Source organism: Ensifer sp. Root278 (genome assembly GCF_001429285.1).
GTDB lineage: Bacteria > Pseudomonadota > Alphaproteobacteria > Rhizobiales > Rhizobiaceae > Ensifer.
Genome location: NZ_LMJJ01000012.1, coordinates 64,581 through 88,963, shown reverse-complemented (window position 1 = coordinate 88,963; position 24,383 = coordinate 64,581). Strand labels below are relative to the sequence as shown.

27 protein-coding genes are annotated in these 24,383 nt (G+C 63.0%); 8 read left to right on the top strand and 19 right to left on the bottom strand.

Going from position 1 to position 24,383, the window contains the following annotated elements:
- Positions 1-40 precede the first annotated feature (40 nt).
- A complete protein-coding gene (locus ASE60_RS11945) occupies positions 41-1,222 on the bottom strand; it encodes an MFS transporter (protein ID WP_057250516.1) in 1,182 nt (393 codons plus the stop codon).
- A 140-nt stretch (positions 1,223-1,362) separates the two neighbouring features.
- On the opposite strand from ASE60_RS11945, the gene ASE60_RS11940 reads away from it, so the two are divergent.
- On the top strand, positions 1,363-2,256 hold the full coding sequence (locus ASE60_RS11940; protein ID WP_057250513.1) for a LysR family transcriptional regulator: 894 nt from the start codon (positions 1,363-1,365) through the stop codon (positions 2,254-2,256).
- Positions 2,257-2,268: 12 nt separating this feature from the next.
- Here ASE60_RS11940 and tam read toward each other — a convergent pair whose 3' ends face one another.
- The 6 genes from tam to ASE60_RS11910 form a co-directional block, all read right to left on the bottom strand.
- The gene (gene tam / locus ASE60_RS11935; RefSeq protein ID WP_057250511.1) at positions 2,269-3,039 is read right to left on the bottom strand and encodes a trans-aconitate 2-methyltransferase; all 771 of its coding nucleotides are present in this window, start codon (positions 3,037-3,039) and stop codon (positions 2,269-2,271) included.
- A gap of 11 nt (positions 3,040-3,050) precedes the next feature.
- A complete protein-coding gene (locus tag ASE60_RS11930; RefSeq protein WP_057250509.1) occupies positions 3,051-3,713 on the bottom strand; it encodes a haloacid dehalogenase type II in 663 nt (220 codons plus the stop codon).
- A gap of 191 nt (positions 3,714-3,904) precedes the next feature.
- A complete protein-coding gene (locus tag ASE60_RS11925; protein ID WP_057250507.1) occupies positions 3,905-4,465 on the bottom strand; it encodes a hypothetical protein in 561 nt (186 codons plus the stop codon).
- Positions 4,466-4,572: 107 nt separating this feature from the next.
- Positions 4,573-5,256: a YoaK family protein gene (locus ASE60_RS11920; RefSeq protein ID WP_057250505.1), complete on the bottom strand. Its 684-nt coding sequence runs from the start codon at positions 5,254-5,256 to the stop codon at positions 4,573-4,575.
- A gap of 111 nt (positions 5,257-5,367) precedes the next feature.
- Positions 5,368-6,408 carry a zinc-dependent alcohol dehydrogenase family protein gene (locus ASE60_RS11915; RefSeq protein ID WP_057250503.1) on the bottom strand — a complete coding sequence of 347 codons (1,041 nt, stop codon included), beginning with the start codon at positions 6,406-6,408 and terminating at the stop codon, positions 5,368-5,370.
- Positions 6,405-6,932: a GNAT family N-acetyltransferase gene (locus ASE60_RS11910; RefSeq protein ID WP_057250501.1), complete on the bottom strand. Its 528-nt coding sequence runs from the start codon at positions 6,930-6,932 to the stop codon at positions 6,405-6,407. Before ASE60_RS11910 ends, ASE60_RS11915 begins: the two co-directional genes overlap by 4 nt.
- Before the next feature lie 153 nt (positions 6,933-7,085).
- On the opposite strand from ASE60_RS11910, the gene ASE60_RS11905 reads away from it, so the two are divergent.
- Complete coding sequence (locus ASE60_RS11905; RefSeq protein WP_057250498.1) at positions 7,086-7,967, top strand: branched-chain amino acid aminotransferase; 882 nt, start codon at positions 7,086-7,088, stop codon at positions 7,965-7,967.
- A 64-nt stretch (positions 7,968-8,031) separates the two neighbouring features.
- Here ASE60_RS11905 and ASE60_RS11900 read toward each other — a convergent pair whose 3' ends face one another.
- The 3 genes from ASE60_RS11900 to ASE60_RS11890 all read right to left on the bottom strand — a co-directional run bounded on the left by ASE60_RS11900 (position 8,032) and on the right by ASE60_RS11890 (position 9,895).
- Positions 8,032-8,547: a hypothetical protein gene (locus ASE60_RS11900; RefSeq protein WP_057250497.1), complete on the bottom strand. Its 516-nt coding sequence runs from the start codon at positions 8,545-8,547 to the stop codon at positions 8,032-8,034.
- A gap of 188 nt (positions 8,548-8,735) precedes the next feature.
- Complete coding sequence (locus ASE60_RS11895) at positions 8,736-9,323, bottom strand: TetR/AcrR family transcriptional regulator (RefSeq protein WP_057250495.1); 588 nt, start codon at positions 9,321-9,323, stop codon at positions 8,736-8,738.
- 233 nt (positions 9,324-9,556) lie between these two features.
- Positions 9,557-9,895 carry a hypothetical protein gene (locus ASE60_RS11890; RefSeq protein ID WP_057250493.1) on the bottom strand — a complete coding sequence of 113 codons (339 nt, stop codon included), beginning with the start codon at positions 9,893-9,895 and terminating at the stop codon, positions 9,557-9,559.
- A 219-nt stretch (positions 9,896-10,114) separates the two neighbouring features.
- Between ASE60_RS11890 and ASE60_RS11885 the strand changes: the two genes are divergently transcribed.
- On the top strand, positions 10,115-10,717 hold the full coding sequence (locus ASE60_RS11885) for a superoxide dismutase (RefSeq protein WP_057250491.1): 603 nt from the start codon (positions 10,115-10,117) through the stop codon (positions 10,715-10,717).
- Between the two features lie 84 nt (positions 10,718-10,801).
- Here ASE60_RS11885 and ASE60_RS11880 read toward each other — a convergent pair whose 3' ends face one another.
- Complete coding sequence (locus tag ASE60_RS11880; RefSeq protein WP_057250489.1) at positions 10,802-11,497, bottom strand: YafY family protein; 696 nt, start codon at positions 11,495-11,497, stop codon at positions 10,802-10,804.
- A 131-nt stretch (positions 11,498-11,628) separates the two neighbouring features.
- Between ASE60_RS11880 and ASE60_RS11875 the strand changes: the two genes are divergently transcribed.
- From ASE60_RS11875 to ASE60_RS11860, 4 genes are all read left to right on the top strand, one after another.
- On the top strand, positions 11,629-12,261 hold the full coding sequence (locus tag ASE60_RS11875) for a LysE family translocator (RefSeq protein ID WP_057250487.1): 633 nt from the start codon (positions 11,629-11,631) through the stop codon (positions 12,259-12,261).
- A gap of 236 nt (positions 12,262-12,497) precedes the next feature.
- Positions 12,498-12,944 (top strand): cytochrome c, encoded by a 447-nt coding sequence (locus tag ASE60_RS11870; protein WP_057250485.1) that lies wholly within the window; start codon positions 12,498-12,500, stop codon positions 12,942-12,944.
- Positions 12,945-13,053: 109 nt separating this feature from the next.
- Complete coding sequence (locus tag ASE60_RS11865) at positions 13,054-13,968, top strand: cytochrome c (RefSeq protein WP_057250483.1); 915 nt, start codon at positions 13,054-13,056, stop codon at positions 13,966-13,968.
- Between the two features lie 159 nt (positions 13,969-14,127).
- The gene (locus ASE60_RS11860; RefSeq protein ID WP_057250481.1) at positions 14,128-14,802 is read left to right on the top strand and encodes a nitroreductase family protein; all 675 of its coding nucleotides are present in this window, start codon (positions 14,128-14,130) and stop codon (positions 14,800-14,802) included.
- Positions 14,803-14,912: 110 nt separating this feature from the next.
- On the opposite strand, the gene ASE60_RS11855 is transcribed toward ASE60_RS11860, so the two are convergent.
- From ASE60_RS11855 to ASE60_RS11825, 7 genes are all read right to left on the bottom strand, one after another.
- On the bottom strand, positions 14,913-15,500 hold the full coding sequence (locus ASE60_RS11855; protein ID WP_057250479.1) for a DJ-1/PfpI family protein: 588 nt from the start codon (positions 15,498-15,500) through the stop codon (positions 14,913-14,915).
- Between the two features lie 10 nt (positions 15,501-15,510).
- A complete protein-coding gene (locus ASE60_RS11850; RefSeq protein ID WP_057250477.1) occupies positions 15,511-16,014 on the bottom strand; it encodes a GNAT family N-acetyltransferase in 504 nt (167 codons plus the stop codon).
- A gap of 217 nt (positions 16,015-16,231) precedes the next feature.
- A complete protein-coding gene (locus ASE60_RS11845) occupies positions 16,232-16,645 on the bottom strand; it encodes a helix-turn-helix domain-containing protein (RefSeq protein ID WP_057250475.1) in 414 nt (137 codons plus the stop codon).
- Positions 16,646-16,895: 250 nt separating this feature from the next.
- Complete coding sequence (locus ASE60_RS11840; protein WP_057250473.1) at positions 16,896-17,363, bottom strand: hypothetical protein; 468 nt, start codon at positions 17,361-17,363, stop codon at positions 16,896-16,898.
- A 104-nt stretch (positions 17,364-17,467) separates the two neighbouring features.
- Entirely contained in the window at positions 17,468-19,804 is a 2,337-nt protein-coding gene (locus ASE60_RS11835) for a glucose/quinate/shikimate family membrane-bound PQQ-dependent dehydrogenase (RefSeq protein ID WP_057251079.1), read from the bottom strand.
- A 430-nt stretch (positions 19,805-20,234) separates the two neighbouring features.
- Positions 20,235-21,740, bottom strand: a complete 1,506-nt coding sequence (locus ASE60_RS11830; protein WP_057251078.1) for a protein adenylyltransferase SelO — start codon at positions 21,738-21,740, stop codon at positions 20,235-20,237.
- Between the two features lie 253 nt (positions 21,741-21,993).
- Positions 21,994-22,950 (bottom strand): homocysteine S-methyltransferase family protein, encoded by a 957-nt coding sequence (locus tag ASE60_RS11825; RefSeq protein ID WP_057250471.1) that lies wholly within the window; start codon positions 22,948-22,950, stop codon positions 21,994-21,996.
- A 239-nt stretch (positions 22,951-23,189) separates the two neighbouring features.
- Here ASE60_RS11825 and ASE60_RS11820 point away from each other — a divergent pair, with 239 nt between their 5' ends.
- A complete protein-coding gene (locus ASE60_RS11820; RefSeq protein ID WP_057250469.1) occupies positions 23,190-23,807 on the top strand; it encodes a TetR/AcrR family transcriptional regulator in 618 nt (205 codons plus the stop codon).
- Here ASE60_RS11820 and ASE60_RS11815 read toward each other — a convergent pair.
- Positions 23,804-24,322: a DUF1697 domain-containing protein gene (locus ASE60_RS11815; protein WP_057250467.1), complete on the bottom strand. Its 519-nt coding sequence runs from the start codon at positions 24,320-24,322 to the stop codon at positions 23,804-23,806. The genes ASE60_RS11820 and ASE60_RS11815 overlap by 4 nt on opposite strands.
- Between the last annotated feature and the right edge of the window lie 61 nt (positions 24,323-24,383).

Genomic DNA, 24,383 nt, shown 5'->3' with positions numbered 1-24,383 from the left:
AAAAAGGAACGATCTATAGGTGGTCCTCAGGTGCGGCGGTTCAAGCCGGTTGGTAGGCGGCGCCGGCCCGGCGATCAAGAACGCCGCTCAAAAGCGTGAGCAGCAGCGCGGCGGCGACAAGCAGGGCGCCGATGACGGGCGTCATGCCGAGGCCGAGCGGTGAGGCGACGATCAAGCCACCGAGCCAGGCGCCGACGGCAATGCCGAGGTTGAAGGCGGCGATATTCAGCGCCGAGGCTACATCGACGGCGCCCGGCCGGTACTGCTTAGCAAGCTGCACGACATAGAGCTGCAGGCCGGGAACATTGGCAAAGGACAGGAAGCCGAGTGCGGCGAGCGTCACCAGCGTCAGCACCGGCGAGGGGGCCGTGAACGTAAAGAGCACCAGCACGGCCGCCTGGGCCAGAAACAGGCCGATAAGCGCCTTGACCGGATCGCGGTTGGCGATCTTGCCGCCGGCAATGTTGCCGATGGCGATCGCGACGCCATAGAGCACGAGGATCAGGCTGACGGCGCCTTCCGAGAAACCGGTGATGTCCTGCAGGATCGGCGCCAGGAAAGTGAAGGCGACGAAGGTGCCGCCGTAGCCGAGCGCGGTCATGGCAAAGACGATCAGCAGGCGGCCGGACCCGAGCACGCGCACCTGGTCGATAAGCTTGGCCGGCGGGGCCTTGGAGAGCGTGTTCGGCAGCAGGGCGACGATCGCGGTGAGCGCGACGACACCGAGGCCGGTCACAGCCCAGAAGGTGGCGCGCCAGCCGAAGGTCTGGCCGATCCAGGTGCCGAGCGGCACGCCGGTGACGATCGCGACGGTGAGGCCCATGAACATCATGGCGATGGCCGATGCGCGCCGGTCTTCCGGAACGAGGTCGGCGGCGATGGTCGAGCCGACCGAGAAGAACACTCCATGGGCAAAGGCGGAGATGACCCGTGCAATGAGAAGCGGTTCGTAGCTCGGCGACAGGGCGGCCGCAGCATTGCCGACGATGAACAGCGCCATCAGGCCGATCAGGAGCGGCTTGCGCTCGATCCGGCCGGTGAGTGCCGTCAGCACCGGCGCGCCGAAGGTGACGCCGAGCGCATAGACGCTGACGATCAGGCCGGCGAGCGGCAGGGTGACATTGAGGTCGGTGGCGACCGTCGGCAGCAGACCGACGATCACGAATTCCGTTGTTCCGATCGCATAGGCCGCGATCGTCAGCGCAAGGATAGCAATAGGCACGACGAGACCTTTCCCACCCGGCTGGGAGGAACCGGGCGCGTTGGTTGTTGTTGAAGTCGGGCGGAATATGAGCCTTGGCACTCATCATGATAATCAGCATAATGGTACAAATGACTGTGAATTGGATTCAAAGGTGACGCATGGACAATCGGGCAGGTGAAATGGAGGTCTTCGTTGCCGTTTCGGAGACCCGCAGCTTCTCGGCGGCTGCGCGGCGCCTGAAGCTTTCGCCGTCGGCCGTCAGCAAACTGGTGACCCGTATCGAGGACCGGTTGGGCACGCGCCTGCTCGTGCGCTCGACCAGGACCCTGCAGCTGACGCCGGAGGGGGAAGTCTATCTGCAACGCGCCCAGCGGATTCTCACGGAAATCGCGGAGACCGAACAACTGGTCGCTGCCGGGGGCCGCATGACGCCGCGCGGGCTGTTGCGGGTGAACGCCGCAGTCGGCTTTGGCGAGCGCTACATCATGCCGCTCGCGCCAGAGTTCCTCGCCCGCTATCCGGAGGTGCAACTTGATCTGACGCTGACGGACAGCATGATCGATGTCGTCGGAGAGCGCGCCGACGTGGCGATCCGCACCGGTCCGTTGCGCGATTCATCCCTCAAGGCACGCAAGCTCATGGAAAGCCGTCCGGTCGTGATCGCATCGCCGGGCTATCTGGAAAAGCATGGGGTCCCGCAAACGCCCGATGAACTCGACGGCCACAATTGCATTCGTTTCAATTTCCGTCGCAGCGTCGACGAATGGGCGTTCCGCATGCCGGGGCAGCCGGCTGCGGAATTGCGCTCGGTCTTCGGCAACATGCAGGTCTCGAGCGGTTCGATCGTCCGCCAGCTTTGCCTTGCCGGCATTGGCGTTGGCCGTATCGGCCGTTTCCATGTCGAGCCGGACTTCGAAGCCGGAACGCTCGTGCCGCTGCTCGAAGATTATCAGTCGGGCGAGATCGAGACGGTCTACGCCGTCTATGCCGGACATGAGCATCTCGCCGCCCGTATCCGTGCCTTCATCGATTTCCTGGTCGAACGCATGTAGCGTCGCCCGGCGCTAGGCCTTCACCGCGACGATGAAAAATCTCGGGAAGCGCAGAAGGACCTTGCCGTCGCTCATGGCCGGATAGGCAGCGCGGATCCGGTCCGTGTAGTCGGCAGCAAAGGCGTCGCGTTTATCTTCCGGCAAGGCATCGAGATAGGGTCTGAGGCCGGTCCCCTTCACCCATTCGACGATCGCTTCGGCATTGGCGAGCCGGTGGTAGTAGATCGTGTGCCAGACCTCGATGCTGGCGGCCTGTGGCGCCAGGCGTTCGACATAGGTTGCCGGGCCCGGCATGGGATTGCGGCGGACGGTCTTGCCGGCAAAGGCGTCAGTGAAAGCCGAGCTGCGCGCTGTCTCCTCCATCAGCAAATGGCTCAGCTCCCCGAGATTGTCCGGCATCTGGACCGCAAGCGTGCCGCCTGATGCGAGCGCTCCCATCAGTCTTTCGAAGATCGTGAGGTGGTTCGGCAGCCATTGAAAGACAGCGTTGCCGTAAAACAGCGAAGCGCCGGCAGGGGGGACCCAGTTTGCGAGATCCGCCTTTTCGAAGGTGATGCCCGGCAGCCGCTTCGCCGCCGCAACGAGCATGTTCTCGTCGCTGTCGAGGCCTGAAAGTGTGGCCTCGGGGAACCGGTCGCGGATGAGCTCGGTGGAGTTGCCCGGGCCGCAGCCGAGATCGAAGGCGATGCCTTCGGGCAGGTCGGGCACTTGGGCGAGGAGATCTCTGGCTGGGCGCGTGCGTTCGTCTTCGAACTTCAGATACTGCGCAGGCGACCAGACCATGGGGAGATCCTTCAGATACCGAATTGCAGACTTTCGAGAGAGGGCAGGATCAGCGCCGGCCCGTGATCACGATATTCGTCCGGCATGTCCGCCCGATTGATCCATACGGTGCGAAACCCGAATTTCGTCGCCCCGGCGATATCCCAGCGGTTCGACGACTGGAAGGAAACGGCATGCGGGTAAAGCCGGTAGCCGGTTGTGACGATGTCGTAGACGGCAGGCGCGGTCTTGAAGGCCTTCACCGCGTCGACGGAAAACACGTCGTCGATGACGATGTCGAGTGCCGCGTTGCGGACCGCAGAGGCGAGCATGGCCGGCGAGCCGTTGGAGAGGATGGCGATGCGGGCGCCGCGCTCCTTGAGCCCTTTCAGAACCGCCGGCACTTCCGGATAGCAGTCGAGCGTCCAATAGGCGTCGAGCAATCGCTTGCGAAGTTTCGGGTCGGCGGAGGGAAAACGTGCGAAGGCGTAGTCGAGCGACTGTTCGGTCAGTTGCCAGAAATCCTGATAGCTGCCCATCAGCGAGCGCACCCAGGAATATTCGAGTTGCTTGGCCCGCCAGAGTTCGGAAAAAGCCTGCCCGTCCGGGCCGATTTCCTGCGCGTGGCGCCTGACGGCCGCGTGCACGTCGAAGAGCGTGCCGTAAGCGTCAAACACATAGGCCGCGTGGGACATCTTTTCCTCCCGTCTTTTGTATTCGGCGCTGGCGGGTCAAGGTCGAATCTTCCCGTCAAAGCCCGTCCGAAAACAAAGGCTTACAGCATCATGCCTGATCAGGCAGTCAACTGTCACCGTTCTTTCGTGGGATCATGTCAAATCTTTGTGCGATGCACAACGGCTGGCGGCCAAGCTGCGTATTTCTAGCTTCAGCTTTTGGCTGGTTTCCAGACTTTCGCCGGGAAGCGTAGTGCCTGCTTGGCGAGCTTGCCCTTGAGCCCGAGCGCCGTGTCGCAAAGGTTGACGACATGCCTGTTCGGCTTGGCCTCCGGGCGCAGCGCATGGAGTGCGGCGGCGGCGTCCTCCGGTGGCATGTAGCGCGCCAGAATGCCGAGGGTGAGCGCGGTCGCGCGCCCAATGCCCCGAAGGCAATGGACGAGCAGATGGGCGTCTTCGGGCAGGCGGTCGACAAAGGCGAAGGTGGCTTCGATGGCTTGCGGGCGCGCCGCATCCGGCTCGTCCGGATCGGTGGTATCGCCGAAAAAGAGTTCCAGATTCTTTTCCGGCGGCAGCTCGATCATCGAGAGCAGTCGGCTGCCGGGAGCGCGGATCGAGATCAGGTGCGTTGGCGCCCAGAGCGCGCGATTGTGTCGCGCTTCGGTCTGTGAGCTGACGATTGCCCGGATCGGCCATCCGGCCGGATGCGCCGGATTGGCCTTGAGGATGGGATGATAGAGTTCATCCGTGGTGACGGCTGCCGCAAGCGCCATGGCAGGACCTCGCTCGTGATTCTTCTTTGCAGATTTTGCCCTGAAACCCGGCCGCGCTTAAGGGCAAAATCTTGGGAGGGGTGAAAAGCTGCCGTTGGAGCTGAGGCTCACCCCGAATGGATATAGCGCCGCGACCAGCGAGACGGCACGAGAACAGTGGCAAGCGCTAGCCCAGCGGCGAGCGCAAAGGACGCCCAGAGCGAGGCCGCGCCGAAGTGGCGCTGCAAGAGAGCGCCGGCGACCGCGCCGGAGAACATGCCGAGCCAGGGCACGATTTGCACCAGCCACTGACGGTTCCTGTTGCCGAGCAGCCAGCGGCCGAGACCGCGCCCGAAGCGGGAAAGTGCCCCCGTCACGTAGGTAAGCCCGATCGGCAAGCCCTCGATATGTTCGACCGCCGCATTGACCAGGCCCATGGCGAGCACGACGCCGTAGAAATAGAAGGGCCGCGGCATAAGGGCCCCGAAACCGGCGCAGAGCATCAGCACGAGGCTGACCGTCGAGAGCACGCCGACGACGCCGAGGCGCGCGGCTGCGATGACGCCAAGTGCGTTGCCGATGATGAACGCCCCGAGCGCGCCGACGAGCAGCAAGGCGCCGATAAAATCGCCATCGCCGAGGGCGATTGCTGCCCGGGTCGTGTTGCCGCTCATGAAGGAGACGAAGTCGCCAATGCTCAAGAGCCCGATCGCGTCGGTCATGCCGGCAAGGAAAGAGATCGTCGCGGCAATGGCAAGCGCCGTGCCGGTGCGCTGACGTTTGATCAACCTTCGCCGTCTCCCAATGGTCATCTGCCTTGCCCCCGATCCGGAACAAGGTTTAGCGCATTGAGGCCGTGAGTCGGAATGGGCATTGCCGGCACCCTCTCGTAGACGGCGCTTTTCCGGCCGCCCATGGCGCTATCAGAACCGCGTGATGACGCTGATGCCGAGGTCGGTTGCGCGGTCCATGGCGGTCAGTGCAGGGATCGCCTCTGAAAGCGAGATCTCCCGGCCGATCAATTGTTGCGGCTTCAGCTTGCCGTCGGCGATCATCGTCAGCATGGCGTCGTAGCGCCAGGCCTGCATGCCGTGGCTGCCATAGATCTCGAGCTCATGGCCGATCACCTGCGCCATCGGGATCTGCGGCGTCGCCTGGTCGCCGAGCATCAACCCGACCTGCACGTGGCGGCCACGCCGGCGCAGGTTCTTGATCGAGTTGAAGCAGGTCACCGGGTTGCCGAGCGCGTCAATCGAGACGTGCGCGCCGCCGCCGGTGATGTCTTTCACCGCCGCAGCCACATCCTGTACTTCTCGGCCGTTGATCGTCGCGACCGCGCCGAGCGTCTTCGCGAAGGCGAGCTTGTCCTCGGCAATGTCGATCGCGATCGGCTGGGCGCCGAGGGCGGCTGCGATCATGATCGCCGACAGGCCCACACCGCCACAGCCGTGTACAGCGACCCATTCGCCGCCCTTCACCTTCGCCTGGTCGGCGATGGCGCGAAACGAGGTGGCGAAACGGCAACCGAGGCTCGCGGCCGTGGTGAAGTCCATGCTTTCGGGCAGATGCACGAGGTTCTGGTCGGCAAAGTCGAGCGCGACATATTCGGCAAAAGAACCCCAATGGGTAAAGCCCGGCTGGAACTGTGCCTCGCAGACCTGCTGGTTGCCGGAGCGGCACTCGCCGCAGCGGCCGCAACCGGAAACGAAGGGCACGGTGACCCGGTCGCCGACCTTGTAGCGCATCACGCCGCGGCCCGCGGCGGTGACAACCCCCGCCAGCTCGTGGCCCGGTACGTGCGGCAACCGGATATCGGCGTCATGGCCCATCCAGCCGTGCCAGTCGGACCGGCAAAGCCCTGTGGCCTCGACCTTGATGACGACGCCGTTTTCGGTCGGGGTCGGATCGGGAAGGGTCCGGATTTCGGGCGTCTTTTCGAACGCATCGTAATACATGGCTTTCATCGGGGCGCTCCTTGCAATGCGGGTACGGCGCGGCCGTCGATGTGTCGCGCCATCAGAATTTCGTCGACCTCTACGTCTCCGTCGAGCATGCCCCCGGGGACACGGCCGATTTCGTGAAAACCCTCACGCGCGTAGAAGCGGATGGCCGTCGGGTTGTCGGCGCGTACGACCAGTTCCAGCAGGCGGATGCCGGACGCGCGGGCATGGTCGGTCAGATGGGTGAGAAGGTGCCGCGCCACGCCGGATCCGCGGGCTTCGTCGCGCACATAAACCATGATGATCGTGGCGCGGTGCGCCAGCCGGCTCGCGCGTTCGCGCATCAGCCCCATGATGCCGACAGGCTGGTCCCCGTCGAGAGCGGCAAAGACGGCGTTGGTCGTCAGCCGCGCCCGCCATTCCTCCGTCGAAAGGCGCTCCCAGTCTGCCGTAGTCGAGGCGAATGCTTGTGGCTCGCGGTTGAGCGCTTCCAGCCGTATGCGGCGGAAGATATCCACGTCGTCCTCGTCCAGATGCTTGATGCGCACGGCTGTCCCTTTCCTTTGCGCATGAGACTAAGCGAGAGGCCGTCCAGGTACCAGAATGGCCGCCATGACATTTTTTGATATACCCATTCACCACGATGCTGTTTTTTCGGGTTATGCCGAGTAAGCAGAACAAAAAACCTGAAGGAGACGCCGATGGCCGTCGATACATCCCCCCGCTCAGTGACCTGGACCTATGTCGATGGCGAATGGCTCTCGGGCAACCCGCCGCTGATCGGCCCGACCTCGCACGCGATGTGGCTGGGTTCGACGGTGTTTGACGGCGCCCGCGTCTTCGACGGCGTTGCGCCCGACCTTGATCTGCATTGCCAGCGCGTCAACCGCTCGGCGACGGCGCTTGGTTTGAAGCCGACGATGGCAGCGGAAGAGATCGAGGCGCTGACCTGGGAGGGTGCCAAGAAGTTCGACGGCGAGACAGCGCTCTATGTGAAGCCGATGTATTGGGCCGAGCACGGCGCTGCCGGGGTCGTCGCCATCGACCCGGAATCGACCCGTTTCGCGCTCTGCCTGTTCGAGGCGCCGATGGGCAACGGCCATGGCGGCTCGTCGCTGACGCTCTCGCCCTTCCGCCGACCGACGCTGGAATCGATGCCGACCGATGCCAAGGCCGGCTGCCTCTATCCAAACAATGCGCGCGTCCTGACCGAAGCCCGCTCGCGGGGCTTCGACAATGCGCTGGTGCGCGACATGCTCGGCAACATCGCCGAGACCGGCTCTTCCAACGTCTTCCTGGTCAAGGACGGCGTCGTCTATACGCCGGCCGCCAACCGCACCTTCCTCGCCGGCATCACCCGCTTCCGCGTGATGACGCTCCTGCGCGAAGCCGGTTTCGAAGTGGTCGAGGCGACACTGACCATGGCCGACTTCGAAACGGCCGACGAGATCTTCACCACGGGCAACTATTCCAAGGTGCTGCCGGTCACGCGCCTCGAAAGCCGAGACCTGCAGGCCGGTCCGGTCGCCGCCAAGGCGCGCGATCTCTATATGGATTGGGCGCACGCAGTCCGCGACGTCTGACGCACGCTCACATGCAATGCCCCGGCGCTCGGCGCTGGGGCAAAATGGCTGTCGGTTCGGGCACTCAGTACGAGCGGGGAGCGCGCGCCCTGACCAAGGCGCGCTTGTGGATCAGGTAGGCCTGGACCGACAAGCCTGCCAGGAAGATGACCAGCCAGGCAAGCAGCGTGGTCTGCACGATCGGCGATTCCGGCCCGCTGGCAAGCGGTTGCGAGGCGGGCAGGCGCTTCAGCGTCTCGGCGATTGCCGGCACGATCAGCAGGAAATAGCTGAAGGAGAAGCCCAACGTCGTCAGATAGGGTTTCAGGCGGCCAACGAAGGCCAACCGTTCGATCGCCAAGCTGCCGGCGATGACCGCCAGCGTCACGATGCCAAGCGCATGACCCTCGTTGAAGCCGCCGATGCTTGAAAGCCCGGCAGCGGTCAGGACCGCCAGGACGAGCGTGGCGAGGTAGATCTTGCCGGATCGGGTGGCGGGCACGATCGCGCCGTAGCGGGCAAAGCCGTAGAGGCCGGTAACGACGGGCGCGAGGCTGATTGCGGTATGAATGATGCCGAGCGTGGAAAGCGGATTTGCCATGAGCTTACTCCTTCAGATTTCGACCGACTAGTTGGTCGGTAACTTAGCGAAAAAGAGACGCGATGGATTTAGCTGCCCATCGCGTCCGTTGGTTTTGATTTTTAGCGCGGGTCTGCACAGTCCACCGTTCCCGCGGGAACAGCGTCCTGCACATGCTCGTTCCATCGCCGGCGCTTTCGGGTCGGCGATCAAGCTTCGACTGTCGGCTTGAGCCGGTCCAATGCGGGCCGGGCGATCGCGGAAAAAACGGCCGGATCGGAACCGGCGACGCGCGCGGCAAGCATCGCACCATGGACGGTGGCCATCAGGGTCTCGGCCTCTGCCTTCGGCCCTCGCACCGCCTTCAGATGCCCGCTGACCACGCCGTCCTCGATCACTGCGCCGAGCCAGCCGGAAAGGTCGGCAAAATGACCGCGTACCTGCTGAACGACAGCGTCCGGCAGCGAGGGTAACTCCGAGGCGAGCAGGGCGCCAATGCAGAAGGGCAAATCCTGCCTGGCGATACAGTCTTCCCAGTAGCCGACATAGGCTTCAAGCCGCGCGACCGGATCGCTGACGGCGGCAAACAATCCCTCGACGTGGCGCCGATTGCTCTTGCGGTAGCGAGCAAGCACCATAGCCGCAAGGTCAGCCTTGGTCGGGAAGTGATGGTGGATGGTCGCCTTGCCGACGCCCAGTTCGCCCGAGATGTCGGCATAGCTGAACGCGTTGTAGCCCCGCGACACCATGAGGTGTTCGGCTGAGTCCAGGATCCTCTCATAGGTATCGCTCACCATGACCAAGACTTATCAACGGGTCGGTTGAAGCTCAAGCGACGAGCGGCCGTCGAGGCGCTTGTGCCATTGTCTTGGTGCAGAGGCGCCCAGCCGGTCTGTGCGGCTGGGCAGACGAAGTCTGCGGCTGCCGGCCTATCGGCCTTGCAGGATCGCATGTTCGATTCGCAACTCATTGTGGCGGACGCCAACTGGCTGCAAACGGCAGGCAGTTCGTGGTCTAGGTCGGCTCTCGGCTATTTCTTCTTTGTCGGCACGCCCACCTTCACCGTGTCGGGCGTAAGCTCGCCGCCGAGTTCGACCGTCTTCTTTTTCTTGTCGAAGACGCAGATCTGCGTGACCGCGGCCTTGGAGCCCTTTGGCGTACCGATCACCAGCGCCAGACCGAAGCTCTCGGAGCCGAAGGGATCGACGACGGCGCTGGCCTTTTGCAGGGAGGTGGCGGCCGCCAGGCACTTCTTCGAAACCTCTGCCCGGAACGTCTCCCACGCATCGCCGGAAGAGGCCGCGGCACCGGATGCGGTGAAGGCCGCAGCAGTGGAGAGAACGAGAGCGGGGAGCAAGCGCTGTGGCATGGGTGATCCTTAGTGCATGATTGCAAGAGCGGCGAGGCTGCAGGCAAACCGTGGCGTCAATGTGCTCGAAAGTGTCATGCTTTCAAAATGATGTTGAAAGTATATTCCGTGGGTTGAGGAAAAATTGGCATTGCATCGGTTGCCTCCATGGGGGCCGGTGCCTATGTTCCCGCTCACAGATTTACCTGACGAAATCCCATGCCAAGAGGAGATGCCCACATGGCTTTCGAATTGCCGAACCTTCCCTACGATTACGATGCGCTGGCGCCCTACATGTCGCGCGAGACGCTCGAATACCACCACGACAAGCATCACCTCGCTTACGTGACCAACGGCAACAAGCTTGCTGAAGAAGCCGGCCTTGCCGACCTGTCGCTCGAGGAAGTCGTCAAGAAGTCCTATGGCACCAACCAGCCGCTGTTCAACAATGCCGGCCAGCACTACAACCACATCCACTTCTGGAAGTGGATGAAGAAGGGCGGCGGCGGCACCAGCCTGCCGGCCAAGCTCGACGCGGCCATCAAGTCCGACCTCGGCGGCTACGACAAGTTCCGCGCCGATTTCATCGCTGCCGGCACCGGCCAGTTCGGCTCGGGCTGGGCATGGCTCTCGGTCAAGAACGGCAAGCTTGAGATCTCCAAGACTCCGAACGGCGAAAACCCGCTCGTTCACGGTGCTTCGCCGATCCTCGGCGTCGATGTCTGGGAACACTCCTATTACATCGACTACCGCAACGCCCGTCCGAAGTACCTCGAAGCCTTCGTCGACAGCCTGATCAATTGGGACTACGTGCTCGAAATGTACGAAGCCGCGGCCAAGTAAGTCGCTCGTTTTCCGTGCATGACGTTTGGACCCGGCGCTTGCGCCGGGTCTTTTCATTTGGGCTGCGCTCCGGCAATAGATGGGTCAGGCCGCGGTCGGTGGCGTTTTCCAGGCGCTGACCCAGAGTTCCCTCAGGCGGTTGCCTTCGCCCGGGAAATACGCGCCCGCCGCCTCGCAATGTTCGACGCGGTCGGCGCGGAAATTGCGGATAGCCTGCCGCAATTCGCACCAGGCAACGATGTTGGCAGTTTCGGAATAGTAGATCAGCGCCACGGGCCGGATCATCCGCTCCGTCGCGCGGCCGAGTTCGTCGCGATAGTTGAGTTCGAGCTTCTGCTCGTCGCGGATCGCCCGGCGCACCAAAGCGAGATCGATGCCGGCGGGCGAAGGGGCGATCGTTCCCCAGGCATGCAGCGCCTGGGAACGGAAGGCGAGCCGGAGCGGCTCGGGCACCGCGGCAGTGATCTTCTTGTTGACGCGGCCGGCTGCCGCCTTCAGTTCTTCGTCGCCGGTCCGTGAAAGCAGCGCCAGCGCCACGGCGATCGCTTCCGTTTCTTCGATCGAGAACATCAGCGGCGGCAGGTCGAAACCGGGCCTGAGGATATAGCCGATGCCGCGGCCGCCCTCGATCGGCACCCGCATCGCCTGAAGTGCTGCGATATCGCGGTAGATCGAGCGCACCGTCACCTCCAGCGTCTCGGCCATCGCCGCGCCGGTCACGGGCTTTCGCGCAAGCCTGAGGATCTGGATGATCTCGAAAAGCCGTGCCGCCTTGCGCATCGAAAACCGCTCCCGTCGTCAACGCTCCTGACAATACCTTGTCAGTTGCCCGGATTTATACCATCAGCCAACGAATTGAAAAAACAGCAATTCGTATAGAGAAATGAAAAATCAGGCGACGGACAACTGACATGACCTACACGGAAAATCTCTGGCTCTTCTTCACCTTGCTGTTCGGCATCATCATCGTGCCGGGCATGGACATGGTCTTCGTTCTGGCGAACTCGCTGACCGGCGGCCGGGCCTCCGGCCTGTCGGCGACGGCCGGCATCATGGCGGGCGGCGTGCTGCACACGCTCTATGCGGCGCTCGGGGTCAGCGTCATTCTGCATCTGGTGCCTGGTCTCTTCAACGTGCTGCTCGTCGCCGGTGCTGCCTATATCGCCTGGATCGGCTTTTCGCTCGTCAGGAGTTCGATCACCATCGGCGGCATCGAAGGCTCGGGGAAGCTCTCGCGCTGGGCGAGTTTCCGGCAGGGTGCGCTGACGAGCCTGATGAACCCCAAGGCCTATCTCTTCATGCTGGCGGTCTATCCGCAGTTCCTCAAACCCCAGTTTGGGCCGATCTGGTCGCAGGCTCTGGTCATGGCCGCAATGATCGCGACAACGCAGCTCGCGATCTATGGCGGCCTGGCGCTTGCCGCCGGCCGCGGTCGTGATTTCCTGGTTGGCAGCCCCGGCGCAACGATGTGGATCGGCCGCGCCGCCGGCGTGGTGCTCATTCTGGTCGCGGCGTTCACCATCTGGCAGGGCTGGGCGAACTGATGTCCATCGTGGCCGCGAGTGAAGTATAAACATGATTATAAATGTCATATTTATACTTCTGACCGGTCGAAATCCCGGAAATACGAGGCGATCATTGGAAATTCTGCTGTCGTAACAAGCACATCAAAAAAATGTTACTTCCGCAGAATAATCAAGATGACATCATGCCGGCGCATTGGACATGAAGGCTTGCCAGGCAGATTCGCCAAACAGATTTGATTGACCGGGAGAACCTGATGAAAATACGCGCACTGATGTTGGCTGCCGCTCTTGCGGGCCTGGGGGTTACTGCCGTCACGGCAGCCGACGAGCCGCAGGTGGTTCGTCAGCAGCTGATGAAAAAGGTGGGTGCGGCGACCGGCGCGCTTGCCGGCATCGCCAAAGGTGAGAAACCCTATGACGCCGAGGTCGTCAAAGCGTCGCTGACGACGATCAGCGAAACGATAAAGACCTTCCCTGACCATTTCCCGGCCGGTTCGGAGACGGGGCATGAGACCGAGGCGAGCCCGAAGATCTGGGTAAACATGGATGACTTCAAGGCCAAGGCCGCCAAGCTCGGCACGGATACCGCGACGGTTCTGGCACAGCTCCCGGCTGACCAGGCCGGAGTCGGCGCGGCCCTTGGCGGCATCGGCAAGGACTGCGGCAGCTGTCATGAGAGCTATCGCCTGAAGAAGGATTAAGGGGCGGCGACGTCGCATCATGTTGACTAGGGAGGCACGCGACTTCGAGCCGCGTGCCTCTATCTGCATTTAGAGCCGGCCCGCCTGCGGCTAGGCATGAGGGGTGACAATGGGGCGTCGCACGAGAAAGCTGATTTCGGGTCTTGTGGTGCTGGGCGTCGTGGGTGGAGCAGCCTTCTGGTGGCTGACGAAGCCGGCGCCGTGGAGTGCGTCTCATTGGGAGGGGCTCGGGGAACCGGATCTTGCCAACGGCGAACAGGTTTTCTGGGCCGGCGGCTGCGTGAGCTGTCACGCCAAGCGGGGCGCCGAAGGTGACGCTCGCCTCGTTCTTTCCGGCGGCGCACCGTTGAAGAGCCCGTTCGGAACCTTCCATGCGCCGAACATCTCGCCTGACGAGACCGCCGGCATCGGCGGGTGGACGCTTGCGGACTTCGGCAATGCGATGACCCGCGGCGTGGGACGCAACGGCGAGCATCTCTATCCGTCCTTCCCCTATGGCTCCTATACGCGCATGACGCCCAATGACGTCAACGATCTCTGGGGTTTCATGAAGACCCTGCCGAAGAGCGCTTACGTGGCGCCGCCGCACGAACTGCCGTTCCCCTACAATATGCGGGTGGCATTGGGCGGCTGGAAGCTGCTGTTCCTGACAGACAAGCCACGCGTCGCGGTGGACGCCAACGATCCAAAGCTTGCCCGCGGCCAGTATCTCGTCGAGGGACCGGGCCATTGCGGCGAGTGCCATACGCCCCGTAATGCGATTGGCGGTTTCGAGCCCGATCAGTGGCTGGCCGGCGCGCCGAATCCGGAGGGCCAGGGCCGCATCCCCGACATCACACCCGGTTCCAAGAGCATCGGCGGCTGGAGTGCATCAGATATCGCCTCCTATCTGGAAACCGGCTTCACGCCGGAATTCGATTCGGTCGGCGGCTCGATGGTCGAGGTGCAGAAGAACATGGCGAAACTGACGCCGGCCGACCGGGAGGCGATTGCCGCCTATCTCAAGGCGGTCCCGGCGCTCTGACCCTTGATCTTCGCGTCGAGGCGCGCTCAACTCCTTCTGCATGCTTTCCCCGATCGTCACCGGTTGAGGGGAAAAACATGCAGGAATTCAAAGTGCTGCAGCGACCTTTGTGCGTCAAGAGGGGCGCGCGTTGCTGCAGGACAACGAGGAGGAGACTGAATGCGCCCACACGAAACCGTGCCCTATGACCAGTGGATCGAGCGCAGCCCCGAGGAGATGGCGACGCGTGCCGCCGACTTCTACGACGAGATCAACCGTCGGCGCACCACACGCTATTTCAGCGATCGCACGGTGCCGCGGGAGGTGATCGAAACCTGTCTGAAGGCGGCCGGCACGGCGCCGAGTGGCGCCAATCATCAGCCCTGGCATTTCACGGTCATCGAGAGCGCCGCGATCAAGGCCGAGGTGCGCCGCGCGGCGGAAGAGGAAGAGCGCATCTTCTATCGGGATAAGGCGCCGCAGGAATGGCTCGACGCATTGGCGCCACTGGGCACGGACGAGGACAAACCTTTCCTTGAGACCGCTCCCTACCTGATCGTCATCTTCTCGCAGAAGCGCGGCGGCCCCAATCCGGGCGACCTGAAGAAGAACTACTACATCAACGAAGGTGTCGGCATCGCCACGGGTATCCTGATCACGGCGCTGCATCATGCCGGGCTCGCGACACTCACCCATACACCGGCGCCAATGAATTTCCTCAATGAGATCTGCGGCCGACCGGAAAGTGAAAAGCCGTTCCTGATCCTGGTTGTCGGTTATCCCGCCCCGGATGCGACCGTTCCGGTCGCCGGCAAGGTGAAAAAGCCGTTGGATCAGATCTCGAACTGGCTCTAGAGCATCCTGCCCTCAAGTGGAATCGCTGTGGGCAGAAAGATGCTCTAGAATCAAAGTGCTAGAGCGACCTTTGTGCGTTCATAAGAACGCACGGCGCTTTAGCGCAAGTCTCAGCCGACGCTGCCGCTTTCATTCGTCCGATGCTCGTGTCCGTAGAGCGCGAGAAAGCCGTCGAGTTCCGTCGAGCCAAGGCCAAGTCCGTGCAGGATCTCGCCGGCAAAACTGATCGGCGCGGTTCCGGCGGCGGTGACGACATGGCCGCCGCGCAGTGCCTGCGGCTGATCGCGATAGTGCGGCCCACCGCGATAGCCGGGCAGCGCCGCAAGGCTTTCGGCGCTGTTGCCGGTGTGGTCGATGCCGTTGAGAAGACCGCTTGTGGCGAGCGCATTGACACCACCGCAGATGGCCGCGACCACCCGCTTGTCGCGATCGAAAGCGCGGATCGTTGTCGAGAGATCAGGAGCCTCATTCGTGTCCCAGATCGATCCGCCGCAGATCACCAAGCCATCGAAGCCCGCAGGATCGAGCGCGTCGATCGACAGATGCGCCGAGACGTCGAGCCCGCCCATCGACGTCACGCGTGCGCCGTCGGCTGTGGCGACCTCGACATCGATGCCGAGATGGGTGCGCGCCGCCGCCATCAACAGCGCACATTCCCAATCGGCGAAGCCTTCACAGAGCACGATTGCAAGACGCATCGTTCGATCCTCATCCAAGCTTCTGCATATAGCGCATGCCGGTCACCGGACGAGGCACGAAGCGTTCGGATTCGTAGAAATGATGCGCCTGGAAGTTGCCCGTGGCGGCGCTGACCGAAAGGAAGTCGCAGCCGGCCATCTTCGCCTGCTCGCGCGCCTTGGCAACGAGGTGACGGCCGATGCCGGTGCCGCGGCTTTCAGGGCGAACGAAGAGGTGATGCAGTTCCATGCCGCGTGCACCTTCGGCTGCCCGGTAGATCGGCACCAGGATCGCATAGCCGATCAGCCGATTGCCGGCCTCGGCAACGAGTGCCGTGATCCAGGGCGTGCGGCCGAAGAGATCGCGCTCGAGCTGTTCGGGCGTGATCGGCGCGGCATCGCCGTGGTGGGCGGCAAGCTCGGCGATCATCTCGCGCAGTTCCGGCAGGTCGCGCTGCTTGGCGCAGCGGATCGTGACCATCGGTGGCCGCGTCGACGGGACCGGATGAAGGGTAGGGATGGCGGTCTGTAGCATGTCTTGGCTCCTCGGGTTTTCTCGCCATCAGGAGCCGGAAAAACAAAAGCCGCCTGATGGCGGCCTTGTTGAATATGATCAGCAGGCCGCTCCTATCGGAACAGCCAAAAATACACGCGGCAAATGGGTGCGTTCTTGATCATGGGCGCTAGATTGTTCGTTTTCGCGATTTTGTCAACGGGAATTTTTTCGCGCGAGCGACGGTGGCTCGGCAGTCTCAGTGCTCGTTTTCGCACATCGAGTGGTCGGCCAGGGCCCGGATCACATAGCAGTCGCCCACCGTATGGTTGCCGTCGCAGGCGACGATGCGTTCCAGTTCCTGCTCCAGCTTCTTCAGCCGGGCGATCTTCTCGCGAACGGTCGCCAGATGTTCGCTGGCGATCCGGTCGGCTTCGCCGCACGGGCGTTCCGGATGCTGGCTGAGGGCGAGCAAGTCGCGGATGGAATCGATCGACAGGCCGAGGTCGCGCGCATGGCGGATGAAGGCAAGTCGCTCGAGCTCGCTCTTCTCATAGCGCCGCTGGTTGCCTTCGGACCGTTCGGGTGCCGCGATCAGCCCCATCTGCTCGTAATAGCGGATCGTCGGGATTTTGACGCCGGTGCGCCGTGAGAGATCGCCGATGGAATACATGCTCGCCTCAAACCTATAGCTTCTGGAGCAATAGATAATGACACGCTGTCGGGTGTCAATGGCAGTGGGAGGGAAGGGCCCATCTAGGCCCTCCCGAATGCCGAGACTGTGGCGTCGGCAAATCCTGGCCTGACCTACTCGAACAGCGCCAAGCTCAGCCATCTCCCGGCCGAAGGTCGCTTTGCGCGCCGGGCTCGCGGTTACAATCCATAACCGGACCGAGGCAAGCCGGACCGGCAATTCCGCTTGCTCAGAGGATGTCATCGCCGCCGTTCGCGATGTCCGTAGCGGCGTCATCACGTTGCTTTTCGACACCCATCGCACGTTCGATCGCCTGGCGGACTTCGTCCTCGACAGCCTTGCGCTGATCGGGATCCATCGCCTTGAGGTCTTCTTCACTGAGACCAAGCGATTCCAGGATCTGCGCGCGGATCTGTTCCGCCAGGCTCATCTTCGCGCGCTTCAGGAATTCGTCGCTGACCGAGTTGCCTGAGGGAGCCGCCCCTTCCTGGTCCGTGATCGAGGCCGTGCCGGTTTCGTCGCGGGTCGCGGTCGCCCACAAGGCGTTGGAGAGCGCATTCAACGTCGACGGCGGCGCAATCGTCGGGGCTTGGCGCGGGCGCGCGTCGGTGCCGGTCTCTTCTATCGGCGAAACCGTACCCATCTGCTGGCGGCGTTGGGAGAAGTAGTAGTTCGAGATGCTGTTGTCGATCTTCATGGGAAACCCCCGGAATCTGTCGTCCGGGGGAAGCTGCTTTTGCGGGCTTGCGCGGAGCCTGCCCATGCAACCTTCTAGCGAGAATTAGGGATGATTCTCGCACCTCAAGGCAGGGTGTAGGCGATGATGTAGTCGCCGGGCCTCGTGCCGACCGAGCCGTGGCCCCCGGCGACGATCAGCACATATTGCTTGTCGCCGACCGCGTAGCTCATCGGTGTCGACTGGCCGCCGGCGGGCAGGCGTGCTTCCCAGAGCTGGCGGCCGGTCGTCAGGTCATAGGCGCGCAGATAGTCGTCGACCGCGGCGCCGAGGAAGGCGAGGCCGCCCTTGGTGATCATTGGTCCGCCGATGCCTGGCACACCTACCTTGAACGGCAACGGCAGCGGCGTCATGTCCTCGACGGTGCCATTCTTGTGCTTGTAGGCGATCTTGCCGGTTCGAAGATCCGCGCCGGCGACATAACCCCATGGCGGCGCCTGGCAGGGAATGCCGAGCGGCCCGAGGAAGGGGCCCATAAAGACGCCATAGGGCGCGCCGTCGTTGCGGTTGAGGCCCTGTTCCGATCCCTTCTCGTCCTGTCCCTTTGGCGGAACCTGATCGCGAGGCACGAGACGCGAGGTGAATGCAAGGTAGGTCGGCATGCCGAACATCACCTGCCGTTCCGGATCGATGGCGACGGAGCCCCAATTGAAGGTGCCGAAGTTGCCGGGATAGACGAGCGTCCCTTCGATCGACGGCGGCGTGTAGCGCCCCTCGTATTTCAGCGACCGGAACGCGATGCGGCAGGCAAGCTGGTCGAAGAGCGTGACGCCCCACATGTCCTTCTCCTGCAGCGGCGCAGGCATGAAGGTGAGGCCGGAGACCGGCTGCGTCGGCGCGGTGAAATCCTCAGCGATCGCTCCGCCCGGCGCCTGAACCTCCTCAACGGGGATGATCGGCTCGCCGCTCCTGCGGTCGAGCACGTAGATATCGCCCTGCTTCGTCGGCCCGACCAGCGCCGGCACCACTGTGCCGTCTTCCTTGGTGATGTCGAGCAAGGCCGGTTGCGCCGGCACGTCCATGTCCCAGAGGTCGTGATGCACGGTCTGGCGCACCCAGCGCACGGCGCCGGAGTTGATGTCGAGCGCGACGATTGACGACGAGTATTTCTCGACGTGCTCGCTGCGGCCCATGCCCAGCTGGTCCGGCACCTGGTTGCCCATGGGGATGTAGACCAGGCCGAGGCCCTCGTCGTAGCTGAACACCGACCAGCTGTTTGGCGAGTTGGTCGTGTAGGTCTGGCCCTCGGGAAGGGGCGTCGTTACATCCGGGTTGCCGCTGTCCCAGTTCCAGATCAGCGCGCCGGTGTTGATGTCGAAGGCACGGATGACGCCGGATTGTTCCTGGGTCGAGTAGTTGTCGTTGACGGCGCCGCCGATAATGAGCTTGCCGGCAACGGCCACCGGTGGTGACGTCGAATAATAGTAGCCGGCCGGATTGTACTTCATGCCCGTTTCGAGATGCAGCACGCCGTTATCGGCAAAGCTGGTGCAGACGGAGCCGGTCGCCGCGTCGAGCGCGATCAGGCGCGCATCGGAGGTCGGCAGGTAGACCCGCTCGGCGCAGGGGCTGCCCGGCGCGGCAGCCGGATCGGCCCAATAGGTGACACCGCGGCAGGTCTGATGCTGGCGGTCGGGGTTCATGCCCGAGTTGGAATCATACTTCCATTTTTCCTCACCGGTTGCGGCATCGAGCGCGATCGCCCAATTGTGCGGCGTGCAGGCATAGAGCGTGTCTTTGATCTTGAGCGGCGTGACCTGATAGGTCGTCTCCCCGACGTCGTCGGGCCGTTTGACGTCGCCTGTCTGGTATTGCCAGGCAACCCTCAGATTGCCGACATTGTCCGGCGTGATCTGATTGAGCGGCGAATACCTTTGACCGAACGGCGTGCGCCCGTATTGATGCCATTCGCCCGGAGGCACCGAACCTCCCAGCGGCGGGTTGGCGGCAACGACATCGCTTGGCAGATCGCCGCGGATATCGTGCTGATCCAGCATCAGGGCATAGCCCGCCACGCCGATCGAGATGAGTATGGCGATCGCCAGCGGCCAGGCGCTCACCGCATAGCGCTCGCCCGTAGGGCTCTGGAAGCCGAGTGGCTGACGGACGGCCGGCAGCAGCAGCCAGAGCCCCAGAAGCACGATGACGCCGCCGCGCGGGCCAAGCTGCCACCAGTCGAAGCCGACTTCCGAGATCGCCCAGCCGAGCGAGCCGACGATAATGAACGCATAGAGCCAGATCGCCGCCGATTTCCGCATGAACAGGAGCACGGCCGTCAGCAGGAAGCCGATACCGACGACGAGGTAGTAGGGGCTGCCGCCGAGTATCAGCAGCTTGGCCCCGCCGCCACCGAGCACGAGGCCGATGAGAGCGAAGACGATGGCCGTCAGGATGAGCATGATGGAAACTCCCGCATTGAAGAACGGTGCCGCGGCACGGTTTTTTCCATAACGCCGGTCCCCGTTCGGGGCCGCGTGAGACAGGTCGGTTTCGGAGTTGGCGGTCGCAAGCAACTTCGCGGCAGCCTGGCGTGGAATGGCGCGTTTGGCACCCTTACCGGTAGCACCTAACGCGCCGCACCTGCCTTTCAATAGCCACAATTCCGCAGCGCGGAAATTTAGAGGCATGCGATGGGGTTGTGCTCAAGGCGCCGAGGTAGCTGAAGGCAAGGCGGACATGCGCTTCGGCTCGGCCCGCTGCCAGAGAAAGCGGCGCTGCCTTCGCAGCGCGCAAAAACAAGAAGATAGAGCGTTTCGGTGAATCAATACCGGAGGAACTGTGCGGGATCGCTTCAAGGCGACGTTGCATTAGCTGGCTTGCTTCAGGCGGCGGTCAAGTGCCGCAGAAGGTTCGCTGCACTTCCTCTTCGGGCTTTGGCGGCTCCTGGTAGGCGGCAAATTGCGGTTGATCCTCGGAGGGCTTCGCGGTGACGTCGATCAGCGCTTCGAACAGCGAAAAGTCCGCGTCGTCGGTTGCCGCCGCGATCGCCTGTTCGATGCGGTGATTGCGGGGGATGTAGGCGGGGTTCACGGCCTTCATCGCCGCCGAGCGCGCTTCGGGCGTTGCCGTTTCGCGGGAAAGCCGTTGGCGCCAGTCCTGAAGCCATGGCTGGATTGCCTCGGCCGAGGCAAAGGTAGCGCTGACCATCGCATCGCCTGCCGGATCGCGGGCACTGTCGCACAGCCGCCGGAAGGTGAGAGTGAAATCGGCCTCGCCTTTGTGCATGGCGGTCAGCAGTGATTGCACGAGATCGAGATCGCTCTCTTCGCTCGTGGCCAGTCCGATCTTGGCCCGCATGCCGTCCAGCCAATGGCGCTGGAAGATTGCGCCGTATTCGCCGAGCGCATCGTTGGCCAGTTCGACCGCCGTGTCCGCATTATCGTCGAAGAGCGGCACCAGGGTCTCTGCGAGGCGGGCGAGGTTCCACTGGCCGATGCCGGGTTGGCTCGCATAGGCATAACGGCCGATCTGGTCGATCGAGGAGAACACCTTCCTGGGGTCGTAGGCGTCCATGAAGGCGCAGGGGCCGAAGTCGATCGTCTCGCCGGATATCGTCATGTTGTCGGTGTTCATTACGCCATGGATGAAACCGACATGCAACCAGCGGGCGATCAGCTCCGCCTGGCGCGCGGTCACCGCCTTGAAGAAGGCGAGATACGGCCGGTCCTTGTCCTTGATGTCGGGATAGTGCCGGTCTATCGCGTAATCGGCGAGGATCTTCACCGAAGCCATGTCGCCGCGCGCAGCGAAGAACTGGAAGGTGCCGACGCGCATGTGGCTCGCGGCAACGCGCGTAACGATGGCGCCGGGCAGGATCTGTTCGCGATAGACGGGCTGGCCGGTGACGACGGCCGCCAGCGCCCGTGTCGTCGGGATACCCAGGGCAAACATCGCCTCGCTGACGATATATTCGCGCAGCACCGGCCCGAGCGCCGCGCGACCGTCGCCACGGCGTGAAAACGGCGTCTGGCCCGGTCCCTTCAACTGAATGTCGCGCCGCGTTCCGTTTCGATCGATCACTTCGCCGAGCAGGATCGCCCGGCCGTCGCCAAGCTGCGGCACGAAGGTGCCGAACTGATGGCCGGCATAGGCCATGGCAAGCGGTTCGGCGCCAACAGGCACATGGTTTCCGGAGAAGATCTGTGCACCTTCGCGCTCGAGTGCGGCGACGTCGAGCCTGAGCTCCTCTGCCAGGGACTTATTGAGCTTGATCAGCCAGGGTTCGGCAACAGGGGTCGGCTCGACGCGGGCGAAGAACTGCTGTGGCAGCCGCGCATAGCTGGTGTCGAAGACAAAGGCTTCAGCATTTCCGGTCGGTGAGGGGGGAGCGTAGTTCATGATCAAGCGGTCAACGGCGTCTGCCGGGATAACCCGGGGCCGTCCTTTCCGCCCAAGTCTACACGAGATCACGATGATTGTGGGTCGGCGCGGCCAAAAATCATCGTGATCGATTCTTGGAAGTGAGCGGGATGCGGGCGGAAAGCCGCGCACGCATTCCTCATCCCTAACACTATGGCTTTGCGGGAGCCCAAAAACGCGGCGCCCTCCCGCGATTACTCGCGAGAGGGCCGGGAGGGCGAGGCCCCGTGCCTCAGGCGCTCAGCGCCGTCGGTGGAAGGCAGGCCTCGCAGATTGCCGCGATATGGCGATGATCGGTGCCGCAGCAGCCACCGAGGATGCGCAATCGTGGCAAATGCGCTGTCAGTGTTCTGTACCGCTGCCCGAGGTCGGCGGGATCGCCGGCATCGAGCGTTTCGCTATTGTCGAGTTCAGCATGGCTCATCATCGAGGCGTTGGCCCGGATGCCGGCAATGCGTTGCGTCCAGGTGCCTTCGGCGTCGAGGATTGTTTCGAAGTGGCTCGGATGGGCGCAGTTGATCATGTAGTAGTGCGGATAGCCGCCGGTCGCAGCGTCGACGGTCTCGATTGCTGTCTGAAGCGTGCGGCCGTCCGGTAGCCGACCATTTGTCTCCACCGTGAAGGAAATGGCGCAGGGCATGCCGTGGCTCTGGGCCGCACGGGCAATGCCGGTCGCTTCGTCGATGCTGGTCAGCGTATAGGCGCTCACCATGTCCGCATCGCTGACGGCAAAGGCCGAGATTTGCGGCGAATGGTAGTCTTCGGCCTCGTCAGGGCTCATACGGCCCAGGCGGTAGCCGTCGCCACGCGGCCCGATCGCCCCGCTGAGCACGATCGGTGCCTGCGGGCGCTCATATTCGCCGCGCAGTTCCGCAAGCATGTAGACGGCATTCTGGTTTGTGACGGCCAGTGCCTCGTCATTGTAGCCAAGCTTTACGCCCCAGTCCGAGCTTGCCCGCCATGTGGGCGTATCGAGCACGAAGCCGATGCCATGTTGCTGAGCGATCGCGAGGTAGCGCGCGTAGTAGCTCAGCAACCGACGCCGCCCATCGGCGGTCGAAAGCAACACGAAGGCTGCGAAGTGTGGAAGCGTGACGCCTTCGTGGAAAATCAGCGTCGTCTCCATGCCGCCGTCGCTCAGGAACAGCCCACCCTTCAAGAGTGGCAGGCTCCGTCGGTATTTGGCCATGTCGGTCTCCACCGGTTCAGTCTTGCTGATGGGGCTCGGGGACGCCTCCAATCCCGCAGAACCACGTAAATTACTGCCTTTTTATCGTCTTCTAAACTAGACGACTTAAGGTATACTATTGCTAATATATCCGCATATTGTAGCGAAATCAGTCACTTACTGCGTTGGTTCCGTCACGGCGTCGTCGGCTGATGGCCCCTTCGTTGTCGGAAACCGCACCAATGGTAGGGCAGCCGCTAATGCGAAAGGGTGAGGAAACGCGAGCGAGAATCCTCGACACCGCGGAGGCGGCGGTGCTGGCGAAGGGTTTCGGCGCGACCTCGATCGACGAACTGATCGCCGAGATCGGCATTACCAAGAGCGGGTTCTTCTACCATTTCCGTGACAAGAACGAACTCGCCCGGGCGCTGCTCGAACGCTACATCGAGAACGACGAGCGCATCTACGATGAGATCTTCGGTCGAGCCCATCAGTTGGCCGACGACCCGCTGCAGGCGTTCCTGCTCGGTTTGAAACTGCTGTCCGAAACTCTGTCCGACCTGCCGAACGGCCACCCCGGATGTCTGGTTGCGGTGATGTGTACCCAGGAGCGCGCCTTCGATCGCGAGATTCAGGAAATCAACCGGCAGGCGGCGTTGGCGTGGCGTCGACGCTTCGGCGCGATGTTCGCGGAGATCATGCGCGTCTATCGGCCCCGCGAACCGCTGGATGTCGATCAATTGGCCGACATGGTTTCGACCGTGCTCGAAGGCGGCATCATCCTGTCGAAAGCGCTGAAGCAGCCCGAAAGCCTGCCGCAGCAGTTGCTCGTACTCCGATCCCTGGTCCGGCTGCTGTTCCAGCCGGCCGCCGCCTAACCTTCCATCTCAAGCGCCAAAGCGGCGAGCTTGCGCACCGTATTGAGGTTGCGCGCGGTGCCGGCCTTTGCCGCCGGCAGCTTGAGCTTCGAACGTCCCGAGCCATTGGGGAAATGAATGTAGATTTCGTGTCCAGCCAACCGCACTTCCTCATCATCCGGGGCGACAAGCTTGTCGAGCGCGTCCGCGGGTGCGGGCTCCGAGAGGAACACGATGTGCAGCAGGTTGGGTTTGGCGTCCGGGAAAGGGGCGCGATCGGCGATCGCCTGCAATTGTGCGCCGGTCCGGACCATCACGCCCGGCGCCTTCCCAAACTTTTCGAGAAGGGCGCCGTCCAGCATTGCTGCTGCTTTGGCTGCCGGCAGATCCGAGCGGAACAGGACGTTGCCGCTCTGGATGTAGGTCTTGACGTCGGCAAAGCCGAGCCCCTCGCAGATTGCCTTCAGGTCTGCCATGGCGAGCGAAGTCGTGCCGCCGACATTGACGGCACGGAGCAGGGCGACATGGACGGGCATGGCAGTGCCTCCTAGATCACGATGATTTTGGGTCGGATCGACCCCAAATCCATCGTGATCG